This is a genomic window from Ursidibacter sp. B-7004-1 (assembly GCF_053654055.1).
On the sequence record NZ_JBSIUP010000001.1, the window covers coordinates 86,567 to 99,039 of the forward strand.

The 12,473-nt window shown below is 36.6% G+C and carries 14 protein-coding genes; 8 read left to right on the forward strand and 6 right to left on the reverse strand.

What is annotated here, in order from left to right; translation table 11 throughout:
- Positions 1-75 precede the first annotated feature (75 nt).
- Positions 76-1,110 (forward strand): IS481 family transposase, encoded by a 1,035-nt coding sequence (locus ACWIW0_RS00405; protein ID WP_454451801.1) that lies wholly within the window; start codon positions 76-78, stop codon positions 1,108-1,110.
- Positions 1,111-1,681: 571 nt separating this feature from the next.
- On the opposite strand, the gene ACWIW0_RS00410 is transcribed toward ACWIW0_RS00405, so the two are convergent.
- Positions 1,682-3,004 (reverse strand): MFS transporter, encoded by a 1,323-nt coding sequence (locus ACWIW0_RS00410; RefSeq protein ID WP_454443123.1) that lies wholly within the window; start codon positions 3,002-3,004, stop codon positions 1,682-1,684.
- 460 nt (positions 3,005-3,464) lie between these two features.
- Between ACWIW0_RS00410 and rpsF the strand changes: the two genes are divergently transcribed.
- From rpsF to rplI, 4 genes are read left to right on the forward strand one after another with little or no spacing between them, the layout of a single operon-like run.
- The gene (gene rpsF, locus ACWIW0_RS00415; RefSeq protein ID WP_454451747.1) at positions 3,465-3,842 is read left to right on the forward strand and encodes a 30S ribosomal protein S6; all 378 of its coding nucleotides are present in this window, start codon (positions 3,465-3,467) and stop codon (positions 3,840-3,842) included.
- Complete coding sequence (priB, locus tag ACWIW0_RS00420) at positions 3,829-4,155, forward strand: primosomal replication protein N (protein ID WP_454447323.1); 327 nt, start codon at positions 3,829-3,831, stop codon at positions 4,153-4,155. The genes rpsF and priB overlap by 14 nt, the downstream gene beginning before the upstream one ends.
- A 10-nt stretch (positions 4,156-4,165) precedes the next feature.
- Positions 4,166-4,393 carry a 30S ribosomal protein S18 gene (rpsR, locus tag ACWIW0_RS00425; RefSeq protein ID WP_005598105.1) on the forward strand — a complete coding sequence of 76 codons (228 nt, stop codon included), beginning with the start codon at positions 4,166-4,168 and terminating at the stop codon, positions 4,391-4,393.
- Between the two features lie 18 nt (positions 4,394-4,411).
- Complete coding sequence (rplI, locus tag ACWIW0_RS00430) at positions 4,412-4,861, forward strand: 50S ribosomal protein L9 (protein ID WP_157395510.1); 450 nt, start codon at positions 4,412-4,414, stop codon at positions 4,859-4,861.
- A 390-nt stretch (positions 4,862-5,251) separates the two neighbouring features.
- On the opposite strand, the gene aspA is transcribed toward rplI, so the two are convergent.
- From aspA to purM, 5 genes are all read right to left on the reverse strand, one after another.
- Complete coding sequence (aspA, locus tag ACWIW0_RS00435) at positions 5,252-6,676, reverse strand: aspartate ammonia-lyase (RefSeq protein ID WP_454451748.1); 1,425 nt, start codon at positions 6,674-6,676, stop codon at positions 5,252-5,254.
- Between the two features lie 186 nt (positions 6,677-6,862).
- Positions 6,863-7,228, reverse strand: coding sequence for a YgiW/YdeI family stress tolerance OB fold protein (locus ACWIW0_RS00440; protein ID WP_454451749.1), 366 nt, complete (start codon positions 7,226-7,228; stop codon positions 6,863-6,865).
- Between the two features lie 14 nt (positions 7,229-7,242).
- Positions 7,243-7,608: a YgiW/YdeI family stress tolerance OB fold protein gene (locus ACWIW0_RS00445; RefSeq protein WP_454451750.1), complete on the reverse strand. Its 366-nt coding sequence runs from the start codon at positions 7,606-7,608 to the stop codon at positions 7,243-7,245.
- Between the two features lie 296 nt (positions 7,609-7,904).
- Positions 7,905-8,543 carry a phosphoribosylglycinamide formyltransferase gene (gene purN / locus ACWIW0_RS00450; protein ID WP_454451751.1) on the reverse strand — a complete coding sequence of 213 codons (639 nt, stop codon included), beginning with the start codon at positions 8,541-8,543 and terminating at the stop codon, positions 7,905-7,907.
- Between the two features lie 67 nt (positions 8,544-8,610).
- Positions 8,611-9,642 (reverse strand): phosphoribosylformylglycinamidine cyclo-ligase, encoded by a 1,032-nt coding sequence (gene purM / locus ACWIW0_RS00455; protein ID WP_454446282.1) that lies wholly within the window; start codon positions 9,640-9,642, stop codon positions 8,611-8,613.
- A gap of 231 nt (positions 9,643-9,873) precedes the next feature.
- On the opposite strand from purM, the gene dksA reads away from it, so the two are divergent.
- The 3 genes from dksA to folK all read left to right on the forward strand — a co-directional run bounded on the left by dksA (position 9,874) and on the right by folK (position 12,454).
- Positions 9,874-10,323, forward strand: a complete 450-nt coding sequence (gene dksA / locus ACWIW0_RS00460) for an RNA polymerase-binding protein DksA (RefSeq protein ID WP_454446283.1) — start codon at positions 9,874-9,876, stop codon at positions 10,321-10,323.
- A gap of 73 nt (positions 10,324-10,396) precedes the next feature.
- Positions 10,397-11,953, forward strand: a complete 1,557-nt coding sequence (gene pcnB, locus ACWIW0_RS00465) for a polynucleotide adenylyltransferase PcnB (RefSeq protein ID WP_454451752.1) — start codon at positions 10,397-10,399, stop codon at positions 11,951-11,953.
- 6 nt (positions 11,954-11,959) lie between these two features.
- Positions 11,960-12,454 carry a 2-amino-4-hydroxy-6-hydroxymethyldihydropteridine diphosphokinase gene (gene folK / locus ACWIW0_RS00470; protein ID WP_454451753.1) on the forward strand — a complete coding sequence of 165 codons (495 nt, stop codon included), beginning with the start codon at positions 11,960-11,962 and terminating at the stop codon, positions 12,452-12,454.
- The last annotated feature ends 19 nt before the right edge of the window (positions 12,455-12,473 follow it).

The following is a 12,473-nucleotide window of genomic DNA, read 5'->3' on the forward strand; positions in this document are numbered from 1 at the left end:
ATAAAAATGAGCGTTTCCCGTTTAGAATATAAGTGTCTAAATTTAATCTAAACAAAAAGGAAACGCTTATGTTTTATTACTGACAACCCTCTCATTAAACACAAGACTGGTTTACTCAATTTAGCCGAAGAATTAGGCAATATATCCCAAGCCTGTAAGCTAATGGGAATGAGCAGAGATACGTTTTATCGTTACCAACAAGCCGTTGAAAAAGGTGGCGTTGAAGCATTGCTAAATCAAAATAGACGTGTCCCTAATCTAAAAAATCGTGTGGATGAAGCTACTGAGCAAGCAGTAGTGAAATTCGCATTAGATTTCCCTGCTTATGGGCAAGTGCGAGCGAGCAATGAACTCCGTAAACAAGGCATCTTTGTCTCCGCAGGTGGCGTACGTTCTATTTGGTTGCGACACAATTTAGCGAACTTCAAACAGCGTTTAAATGCGTTGGAAAAAGAAGTGGCTGAGAAAGGGATTATTTTAACTGAAAACCAAGTTCAAGCACTTGAGCGTAAGAAAGAAGATGATATGGCTAGCGGTGAAATTGAAACCGCACATCCAGGTTATCTGGGGTCGCAAGATACCTTTTATGTTGGCACGCTCAAAGGCGTTGGGCGTATTTATCAACAGACGTTCGTCGATACTTACAGTAAAGTGGCATTTGCAAAACTGTATACAATGAAGACCGCTATTGCGAGTGCGGATATGTTGAATGATAAAGTGTTACCCTACTTCGAGAGCCAAGGCTTACCGATGTTACGTATATTAACGGATAGGGGTAGCGAGTACTGTGGGAAAGTGGAAAATCACGATTATGAGCTTTATTTGGCGATAAATGATATTGAACACACCAAAACGAAAGTCAAACACCCACAGACGAATGGTATTTGTGAACGTTTTCACAAAACGATTTTACAGGAATTTTATCAAGTGGCATTCAGAAAGCGAATTTATACGGATTTAACGCAACTTCAAGCAGACTTAGATGAATGGTTGATGTATTATAACCATCATCGAACGCATCAAGGAAAAATGTGCTGTGGAAGAACACCAATGGAAACGCTACTTGATGGAAAACGGATTTGGGCAGAAAAGAATTTAAGCTCAAATTAATCTGACAGACACCTAGCTTCTAAATGGGAGACTGTCAGATTAGGTTTGATCTTCTACACCATATTATAAGGCTTTAAGCTTTCTTTTAAAGATGACGTAAAGACTGCTTTTTGCTATTATTCTCCGATTCGGAAATATAGTACTCAAAATAAATTATTTAAATTTTATCATTGATACAACTTTCTTCATTGTGGTTTTAATAATTTATTTATGAAAAATATCCTAAGAAATATATTGAACAATATGATTAATAGAATAGAAGATGTTGTTTATACTAGACCTAGTCAGTAAGAATAATTAGCAATATACATTATAATTGTTTGGTTCTGTAGCTATATAAAATTAAGATATGAACCTAAATTATTGACAAAATCTTTTTTCATTCAGACGCACTCTGATCTGCGTCCCTATAAGGAAGATTATAACTGATTGAAAAATAACATATTTTATTTTGTTGTGCAGATCACGTTGGTGTCCGTTTATTAAATATAACAAATTAGGGTTCGTCATCAGTCTGGCTCATATCTATTAAGATATGAGCCATTTTTAATGAATATGAATAAAGATTTAATTACATTTCAGTTAAATCAAGATTTTTTGTTTCTTTTGATGCAAATAATGCTAAGAGAGTGATGAGTGCATTGACAGCTAAATAAATACCTACCCCTAAGATGCCGTATGCAGCATTGATTTTGATTGCAAAAGTTGCGGCAATCGTTGCACCTACAATAGAAGCAAAGTTATAAGCAAGTGATGCACCAGAATAACGTACTTCTGTTGGGAATAATTCTGGTAATAAAGCAGCCATCGGACCGAATGTCATACCCATAAAGCTCATACCAATCACAAGGAAGATAAATACGCTTACTGGTGTACCATTTGATAAGAAATATGGCATACATAATCCGAAAATCCCAATTCCAGCAGTTACATAAATTAACCATTTACGGCGACCAATTTTATCTGCAAAGATGCCCGAAATACTCACAAATGCCCCAAATACAATTGCACTTAATAGTAATAAACCTGTGAAAGTATTTGGCTCAATTCCTAATCCCATTGGGTGACCAGCTTCAGATAGTTTTGCTGGTGTTCTTGAATATACTTGTGCGAAAGCGGTCATAATATAGAACAGTACATAGGTTGCAGTCATAATGAATGTGCCTAAAATAAGTGGTTTCATATGATGTCTAAATACTGCACTTACAGGTGCTTTTTGTGTTTTACCTTTCTCTTCAGCTTCGCGGAAAACGTGGCTCTCGTGAAGTGTTAAGCGAACCCATAGACCCACTGCAACTAATACAATAGATGAAATAAATGGAATACGCCAAGCCCATTCAACTAACGCTTCTTTACCAAAGGTATAACTTACTAGGAAGAATGCACCATTTGCTAAGAATAATCCAATTGGTGCACCTAATTGTGGGAATGTGCCATACCAAGCACGTTTACCATCTGGTGCATTTTCAGTTGCAACTAGTGCTGCACCACCCCATTCGCCACCTAAACCAATACCTTGTCCGACACGACACAAGCATAGTAAAACAGTCGCCCAAATACCTATACTTTCATAGTTTGGTAAAAGACCGATAGTAACAGTTGATAAGCCCATTAGGAGTAATGAGGCAACTAATGTTCTTTTACGTCCGATTTTATCGCCAAAGTGTCCGAATAAAGCCGAGCCAATTGGGCGAGCAAAGAACGCCAAAGCAAGGGTTGAAAGAGAGAAAAGTTCATCAGAAACAGGGTCGCCACTTTTGAAAAATTGAGTATTAAAAACTAATACCGCAGCGGCAGCATAAATATAGTAGTCAAAAAATTCAATTGCTGTACCAATCATTGAGGCGATAGCAACTTTCTTAGGATCGTTCCTTAAAGTATGTGTAGAAGTCATTTTGTAATTCTCATATAGTAAAAATGAAGTGCGGATATTATTATTTTTAAATAAAGAAAACAACTGTATAAATTCATCTAGATGGTCTTTGTATTTTATAAAAAACTAAATTTTTATTCCTCCTTAGAGAATAACTCCAAATTGATATAAATTCACATTTGCTCTATCTGTTTATGTTAAAAAAACGTGAGAAAATTTTTTATTCAGAATGGTGGGTGAAATATGAGCATTATTGTAGTGGTAAGCAAGTATATGAAAATTCATATTACAATGTGAGTAATAAGCGGCTGGGAAATGGTAAATTTTTACAAAAATCCAACCGCTTTATAGTAAGTCAGTCTTGCAAAATCCTTTTTTGTGCGTATAATTCGCAAGCCCAGCCACGCTTTATTTTTTAATCCTTGCCTTCAACGCTGGTGGCTGGCAACATTGAAGGCTGTTAAACCCGTAAGGATAGTCAATGCGTCACTACGAAATCGTTTTTATGGTTCATCCGGACCAAAGCGAACAAGTACCTGGTATGATTGAACGTTATACCGCTTCTGTAACAGAAGCAGGCGGTCAAGTTCACCGTTTAGAAGATTGGGGTCGTCGTCAATTAGCTTACCCAATCAACAAACTTCATAAAGCACACTATGTGTTAATGAATGTAGAAGCGCCACAAAGCGTAATCGATGAGTTAGAAACTAACTTCCGTTATAACGATGCAGTTCTTCGTAACTTAGTCGTTCATACTAAAACAGCAGTAACTGAAGCATCTCCAATGCTTAAAGCTAAAGATGAGCGTAAAGCTCCTGAAGCAGTAGCTGAAGTTGAAGCAGAGGATGCAGACGAGTAATTCGTCTATTGATAACTGTTTAATCCTAACTGGTAATGTTGCTAGTTCAATTAAACAGAGCCAAAGCCCGATTGGTATTAAAAATTATCGCTTTTGGTTAGAACATCGTTCAATACAACAAGAAGCAAATTTACAACGCCAAGCGTGGTGCAAAATCGAAGTGGTTTTGAATGGCAATCAATTTAGTACAATAACCCAACAAATAATGGTCGGTGCTAAAGTAAGAGTAAAAGGTTTTCTTCATACTCACAGAAACTATAATGGTTTACACCAATTAGTATTACACACCGAACAAATTGAATTTATAGATTAGGAGAAGCCAAATGGCACGTTATTTCCGTCGTCGTAAGTTCTGCCGTTTTACAGCGGAAAATGTTGTTGAAATCGATTACAAAGATATCGCTACATTAAAGAACTACATTTCAGAAAGCGGCAAAATTGTTCCAAGCCGTATCACAGGTACTCGTGCGAAGTATCAACGTCAATTAGCTCGTGCAATCAAGCGTGCACGCTACCTTGCGTTACTTCCATACACTGACAATCATCAGTAATTAGAGAGGAAGAGTACAATGCAAGTTATTTTATTAGACAAAGTTGCTCAACTTGGTACTGTTGGTGACCAAGTTACCGTTAAAGCTGGTTTCGCTCGTAACTACTTAATCCCACAAGGTAAAGCAGTTATGGCAACAGCAGCAAACATTGCTCATTTTGAAGCTCGTCGTGCAGAATTAGAAGCTAAAGCAGCTGAAGCATTAGCAGCAGCACAAGCTCGTGCAGCATCATTAGCTAACTTAGCAGCTATCGTAATCACATCAAAAGCAGGTGATGACGGTCGTTTATTCGGTTCTGTTGGTGCTCGTGATATTGCTGATGCAATCACAGCAGCAGGCGTTGCAGTAACAAAAAGTGAAGTTCGTCTTCCAGAAGGTGCGTTACGTACTACTGGTGAACACGAAGTGAAGTTACACTTACACGCAGAAGTAAATGCAACTGTAACTATCAACGTAGTTTCAGAATAATTTATCCATCTATTTTATTAAATAGATTTATTATTAAGGGCTAGTTCTAAAACAGAGTTAGCCCTTTAGTTTTTTCTATTACACCTACTTTTTGGAGGTAAATAAATATTTTTCATAATATTTATTTACCTTGAAATAGACGTTTTTAATGTGGTTTTAGGGGATTTATCAATATATCGCTGAATAGTTTTAACTGAGCATTTATATTTAATGGTGAGTTCTTTGTAGGTCTGTTTTCCTTGCGAATAATCGAACCAAATGTCAGCAGGATTTATTTCATATTGAAAGGTGAATGCTGATAGTGTGTTTACACCGTTTTATTGATCGCACCTTAAAGCAAGAAAGGTAGATTGTTCAATTAATCTACCTTTGAATTATTGTGTTTAAAATTTATTCATCTTCAAAGCGTTTAGCTTTGTATTGTGGGTTCATTAGGTTTTCCACAGAAAGAATATCATCAAGTTGTTCTTCTGTGAGTAAGCCTCTTTCTAATACCACTTCACGCACACTTCTGCCTGTTGTTGCACAAATCTTACCTACAATATCACCTTCGTGGTGACCGATAAATGGATTTAGGTAAGTGACGATACCGATAGAGTTAAATACATAGCTTTCGCAGATTTCTTTATTTACGGTAATACCATCAATACATTTATCGCGTAAATTTACACAAGCATTTGAAAGAATATCAATGGATTCAAACATAGCTTGTCCGATAACTGGTTCCATTACGTTGAGTTGTAATTGACCTGCTTCTGCAGCAAAGGTAACTGCAGTATCGTTACCAATAACTTTAAAGCAAACTTGGTTTACTACTTCTGGTACAACAGGGTTTACTTTTGCTGGCATAATTGATGAGCCTGCTTGTAGTTCTGGTAAGTTAATTTCATTTAAACCAGCACGTGGGCCTGATGAAAGTAAGCGTAAGTCATTACATACTTTTGAAAGTTTTACTGCGGTACGTTTTAATGCACCGTGTACCATTACATAAGCACCACAGTCAGAGGTTGCTTCAATTAAGTTTTCTGATAGGACGCAAGGTAATTGTGTGACTTCTGAAAGATATTTAACCGCTAGTTCAGCATAACCTGTTGGTGTGTTTAATCCAGTACCGATTGCTGTTGCTCCTAAGTTTACTTCTAACAGTAATTCAGCGGTGCGTTTTAAGTTTCTGACTTCTTCATCAAGTAATACTGAGAACGCTTTAAACTCTTGTCCAACAGTCATTGGAACTGCATCTTGTAATTGAGTACGTCCCATTTTTAATACATTGGCAAATTCATTGGCTTTGTTCTCAAAGCCTTGTTGTAAGTAAAGTACTTTTGCAATTAAGTGCATAATACTGTTATAAACAGCGATACGGAAACCAGTAGGGTAAGCATCATTAGTCGATTGGCTTGCATTGACGTGATCCATTGGATTTACATATTGGTATTCACCTTTTTTATGACCTAAAATTTCAAGGGCTAAGTTGGCAACTACTTCATTGGTATTCATATTAACTGAAGTACCAGCTCCTCCTTGATAAACATCAGATGGGAATTGATCCATACAGCGACCATTTACTAAAATCTCATCACAAGCTTGTACGATTGCTTTTGCTACCTTTTTCGGAATTGCACCTAATTCACCATTAGCAAGGGCAGTAGCTTTTTTTACCATTACCATACCACGAACAAATTCTGGAACGTCCGAAATAACACTCTTAGAAATGTTAAAGTTCTCAACAGCTCTTAGGGTATGGATTCCCCAATAAACATCATTTGAAACTTCGCGTTCACCTAATAAATCAACTTCAATACGTGTATTACTCATAATATGTTCCTTCTAGTGATGTAACAATTTATGGCGTAATCATAGCGATTTTAGTAGCAAAAAAATGTGATCTAAATCATATTTTTACAAAGGGTAGGGCGATATAAATTACCGATTCGGATTAGTTTTTTTTATAAGAAAGGTGTATAAAGAAAAAGCACCTGAAATTAGGTGCTTTTAAATCAACTATTTGATAATAGTAAGCTCGCGTACTTTTAGCTCAGTTTTGTTCCATTCACTATCAATTTCACCATAAAGACGAACTTTATCTTGCGAAGAAACATTTTGTCCACGCCAAATGTGGTTGTCAATTTCTACACGAATCTGACCGCTTTCATCTGCAATGATATATTCATCATTATCAACCTGACTTAAAATTCTACCTTCGATGGTCACATAGCTGTCATCTCGAGCAGATAATGCTTGTTTAATACTAATGGTTTGTGATGGTGTATTTGCACCAAAAGTTTGTTGTTGATGCATTGTGTTATTATTACAGGCTGTTAAGCCTAAAACAGCGGCAACGATTGAGATAGCTGCTAATTGTTTCATTATCTTACTCCAAATTAACGAGAAATACGTTTTACATCAATTTCAGTTCTGCCATCATCTTTATCAACTTGCCCGTAGATTCTTACTTTAGTTTTTGGTGTTGCTTGTAAGCCACCCCATAAATCATCATCAATTTCTACACGAATTTGACCTGTTGAATCTTTGAAAGTGTATTTTTCATCGCCAACTTTATTTACAATATAACCGCTTAATGAAACATAGGTGTCATCGTAAGCTTTTTTCGCTTGTGCAACGGTTGAAACATTTTGTGTAGAGCTAGAACCACCGTTAAAACCACCATTATTTGAATTACCTTGGAATCCTGCAAATGCTGATGTAGAAATAGCTAAGGTGGCGGTTAAAGCGATTAATTTTTTCATTAAAAATCTCCAAAAGATTAAAGTTAAAAAATGTAGAATATTCTACTCAGATTGTTGACAAAGTCTTTTTTCATTCGGACGCCAAGCGTGGCGTCCCTACAAGGAAAAACTATAACCAATTGAAAAATAAACATTTTATTTTTTTTGTGTGGGGACGCCACGCTTGGCGTCCACTCATTAAATCAACAAATTAAGGTTTGTCATCAGTCTGTGTAGAAATATTCTACTTCGTGTTTACGATGCTATTAGACCAGCAAAATCTTAAAAAAATCTTAAGAAATTAAAATTTTTGATTTTTATTCGAATGCATAGCCGTGTGGTGCAAGTTCTTGCTTATCTAAATAGGCTTTGCCATTTTCTAAATATAGCCTGTTACTACAAAACCATTCAATAACAAGAGGATAGCAACGATGTTCTTGTTCATATACTCGTTCAATAACATCATCTAATACATCATCAGGATAGATTGGTACTTTGGCTTGAAGAATGATTGCACCACCATCTACTTCTTCGTTCACAAAATGGATTGTCATTCCGTGTTCGGTATCACCAGCATCCATTGCTCGTTGATGAGTATTCAAACCAGCATACTTAGGTAGCAAAGAAGGGTGAATATTGATAATTTTACCTGTAAAACGTTGAGTAAATTCAGGTGTAAGAATTTTCATATAGCCTGCAAGCACAATCAAATCAGCATTTAATTGTTCAATTTTTTCAGCAATAGCAGTATCCATTGCAAGATTATCTGTAAATTGTTTGCGAGAAAAAACAAAGGTAGGAATATTCACTTTTTCGGCTCGTGCTAAACCGTAAGCAGTCGGTTTATTCGATATTACTGCAACAATTTTTCCGTGAATATAGCCAGAAGTAGTTGCATCAATAATAGCTTGTAAATTTGAGCCATTACCTGAAATCAGGACGACAATATTTTTCATATTTTGTAAATTTTAAGAAAAAAAGAACCGCTTGCACTCTTGCAAGCGGTTAGTTTAAGAAAATATTTTACAGAATTTCCACTTGCTCTGCGTTTGGTTCACGATTTTCAATTTTACCGATCACCCAAGCATTTTCGCCAGCTTGTTCTAATAAAGCTAATGCGGTTTCAACATCTGCACTAGGTAATGCAATAACCATACCTACACCACAGTTGAAAGTACGATACATTTCATAGCGACTAATGTTACCTTTCTCTTGTAACCATTTGAATGCAGGTTGCCATTCCCAGCTTGTTTCATTGATAACCGCTTTTACATTTGGTGGTAATACGCGAGGGATATTTTCCCAGAAACCACCACCTGTTAAGTGAGCAATAGCGTGTACATCTGTTTGTTTAATTAATTGTAAGATTGATTTTACATAGATCTTAGTAGGTGCTAAGAAATGCTCGCTTAATGGTTTTCCTTCAAGTAGATCTTCTGCTTTTGCTCCACTTACTTCTAATACCTTGCGGATAAGTGAATAGCCATTTGAGTGTGGGCCACTTGAACCCAATGCAATCAGGGTATCCCCAACTTTTACATTTGAGCCATCAATAATTTCAGATTTCTCAACAACACCTACACAGAAACCTGCTAGGTCGTAATCACCAGCGTGATACATTCCAGGCATTTCTGCTGTTTCACCACCAACTAATGCACAGCCTGATTGTTCGCAACCATTTGCAATACCTTTAATCACAGAGCTTGCTACATCAACATCAAGTTTACCTGTTGCGTAATAGTCTAAAAAGAAGAGCGGTTCTGCACCTTGTACAACAAGATCATTCACACACATCGCAACTAAATCAATCCCAATAGTGTCGTGTTTATTTAAATCAATAGCAAGGCGTAATTTTGTACCTACGCCATCAGTACCAGATACTAAAATAGGCTCTTTATATTTGGTTGGTAATGCACATAATGCACCAAAACCGCCTAATCCCCCCATTACTTCAGGGCGACGTGTACGTTTAACATCTGCTTTGATTCGTTCGACTAATTCATTACCTGCGTGAATATCAACGCCTGCATCTTTATAACTTAGTTGTGTTGTCACAGAAAAAACCTCATAAAATAAAAAGACGGCGAATTATACCATTAAAGCAAACGTTTGCGGTAGCAAAATAACAATTAAAAGCGATAATTACTCATTAAAAGATCAGTAAAGTTAGAAAAATTCATTTGCTAAATGTTAAGACTTCTGCTATTTATACGCGCCTTTATTTAAAAGCCCCTAAACGCTGTAGTTGTATTATTAGGGAAATATCACAAAAAACAGGAGTGACCTATGACTAAAGTGGCAAATACCACTTCGCTTAGTTTATTAGCTTTGGCTGGTGTAAATCCTTATCAACTAGGTAAAGATGAAGAATATATGGATGATGCTCAAATTGAGCATTTCCGCAAAATTTTAAAAGCGTGGCACGCACAAATAATGGAAGAAGCAGAGCGTACAAAGAGCCAAATGCAAGATGATGTGACTAACTTTGCAGATCCTGCTGACCGTGCAACTCAAGAAGAAGAGTTTAGCTTAGAATTGCGTAATCGCGATCGTGAGCGTAAATTACTTAAAAAAATTGAACAAACGTTAATCAAACTTGATTCTGGTGATTATGGCTACTGTGATGCGTGTGGCGTAGAGATCGGATTAAAACGTTTAGAAGCACGTCCAACAGCGGATTTATGTATTGATTGTAAAACTCTTGCTGAAATCCGTGAAAAACAAATGGGTGGCTAATTAAATTAGCGAGATAGAAAAGCGGATAGCAATAGCTATCCTCTTTTTTATTGATAAATTTTTGTCTCCAAATTTGAGGTGTTTTATTTTAAATTATATTAAGTCGCTTTTTTCTCGCTCCAAAAAGAGCAAAAAGCAATCGTTTGTCGAAACAACGGAATTACAGTCTTCCACAAATTTAGCTCATTCAGTATTAAATAATACTGATGTGCATTCGGTTGCAAAGAAAAAACGTCATCGTAAATCTCATCAGCAAGCAGTTCCAGCACATATTGTGCATAAAAAATTTACTGTGAATGCAAGCCAGTTTGGTATCGGGTTAAAAGACTTTCCCAATAATGCTATTTCTATTGTAACTAAATTGCAGAAAAGTGGTTATGAAGCCTATATTGTGGGTGGTTGTATTCGTGATTTACTGCTAGGTTATAAAGCGAAGGATTTTGATATCGCAACCAACGCTCGCCCAGAAGAAATTCAGAAAATTTTTGGGCGTCAATGTCGTTTAATTGGTCGCCGTTTTCGTTTAGCACATATTGTGTATGGTCGAGAAATTTACGAAGTTGCAACTTTTCGAGCGGAACACCACAACAATGCTAACGAAAAGATGTCAAAAACGAGCGATTCAGGAATGCTATTGCGTGATAATGTTTATGGTACTTTGCGTGAAGATGCTGAACGCCGCGATTTTAGCGTCAATGCACTCTATTACGATGTTACGCATAATTTAATTTTTGACTTTTTTAATGGTATTGAAGATCTTAAAGCAAGTCGTTTATCACTGATAGGTGACCCTGTTATACGTTATCAGGAAGATCCTGTGAGAATGTTGCGTGCTGTACGTTTTATGGCAAAGCTAGATATGTTTTTAGTGCGTGAGAGCGATGAACCGATCCGCAAAATGACACATCTGCTTAGCCACATTCCGCCAGCTCGTTTATTTGATGAATCACTCAAATTATTACAATCAGGTTATGGGTTAAAAACCTATGAATTGATGCGTAAATATGGTTTATTTGAACAATTATTCCCTGTTTTAGCCCCATTTTTTACCGAAAAGAGTGATTCCAATACAGAGAGAATGATTGTAAAAGCACTAAACTCAACTGATGAACGCCTTCGTGATAATTTAAGAGTTAATCCAGCATTCTTATTTGCTGCGCTATTATGGTATCCATTGCGTGAAAAAATTGATGAATTAAAAAATGAAGGGGGCTTAAATAGCCACGATGCGATGATGTTGGCGGCTAACGAGATTTTGGCTCAAAGTGCCAAATCAGTTGCGCTACATCGCCGCTATACTTCTGTTATTCGCGATATTTGGGCTTTGCAATTCCAATTTCCAAAACGTACGGGTAAACGGCCTCAGCAGACATTAGAGCATATTAAATTTAGAGCTGGATTTGACTTGCTGGTAATGCGAGCAGAAATTGAAGGTGGTGATTTAGTTGAATTAAGTGCGTGGTGGCACGAATTTCAGTTTAGTAACGAAAATCAACGGAGTGATTTGCTGAAAAATGTGAAGAATATCCCAACTTTTCGTGATGAGGAGACAAAGAAAAAGCGTAAACCACGCCGTAAATTCTACCGTAAGAAAAAATCAGTGAGTGGTAATAATCTGAATCAAGGATAAGCTAAAATGAAAAAAACAATACATACGGCGTATGTTGCATTAGGTTCTAATTTAGATAACCCTATCGATCAGCTTAAACAAGCGGTAAGATCATTGCAAACATTTACAATGAATTTATCGGTTAGCCCTTTTTACGGCAGTAAACCATTAGGACCACAAGATCAACCTGATTATGTAAATGCAGTAGTAAAATTTGATACGGATCTCACCGCTATTGAATTACTAGATAAATTACAGAGTATCGAAAATGAACAAGGAAGAGTACGTTTACGCCATTGGGGGGAACGCACCTTAGATTTAGATATTTTGCTTTATGATAATCAGCAAATTCAAATGGAAAGATTAACTGTTCCTCATTATGATATGCATAATCGTGAGTTTGTGATTGTACCGTTATATGATCTAACCCCCGATCTAAAACTACCCAATGGGCAAAAGGTATCAGATCTTTATCAACAATTTAAACAGCATCAAATGGTTGTGTTAAGCACAACCATTTGAGAATGGTAAGTACTGAATC

Excerpts from the sequence above, each read along its gene's own strand:
- ACWIW0_RS00410 (WP_454443123.1), bottom strand. The coding sequence starts at position 3,004 with ATGACTTCTACACATACTTTAAGGAACGATCCTAAGAAAGTTGCTATC.
- rpsF (WP_454451747.1), top strand. The coding sequence starts at position 3,465 with ATGCGTCACTACGAAATCGTTTTTATGGTTCATCCGGACCAAAGCGAA.
- priB (WP_454447323.1), top strand. The coding sequence starts at position 3,829 with ATGCAGACGAGTAATTCGTCTATTGATAACTGTTTAATCCTAACTGGT.
- rpsR (WP_005598105.1), top strand. The coding sequence starts at position 4,166 with ATGGCACGTTATTTCCGTCGTCGTAAGTTCTGCCGTTTTACAGCGGAA.
- rplI (WP_157395510.1), top strand. The coding sequence starts at position 4,412 with ATGCAAGTTATTTTATTAGACAAAGTTGCTCAACTTGGTACTGTTGGT.
- aspA (WP_454451748.1), bottom strand. The coding sequence starts at position 6,676 with ATGAGTAATACACGTATTGAAGTTGATTTATTAGGTGAACGCGAAGTT.
- ACWIW0_RS00440 (WP_454451749.1), bottom strand. The coding sequence starts at position 7,228 with ATGAAACAATTAGCAGCTATCTCAATCGTTGCCGCTGTTTTAGGCTTA.
- ACWIW0_RS00445 (WP_454451750.1), bottom strand. The coding sequence starts at position 7,608 with ATGAAAAAATTAATCGCTTTAACCGCCACCTTAGCTATTTCTACATCA.
- purN (WP_454451751.1), bottom strand. The coding sequence starts at position 8,543 with ATGAAAAATATTGTCGTCCTGATTTCAGGTAATGGCTCAAATTTACAA.
- dksA (WP_454446283.1), top strand. The coding sequence starts at position 9,874 with ATGACTAAAGTGGCAAATACCACTTCGCTTAGTTTATTAGCTTTGGCT.
- folK (WP_454451753.1), top strand. The coding sequence starts at position 11,960 with ATGAAAAAAACAATACATACGGCGTATGTTGCATTAGGTTCTAATTTA.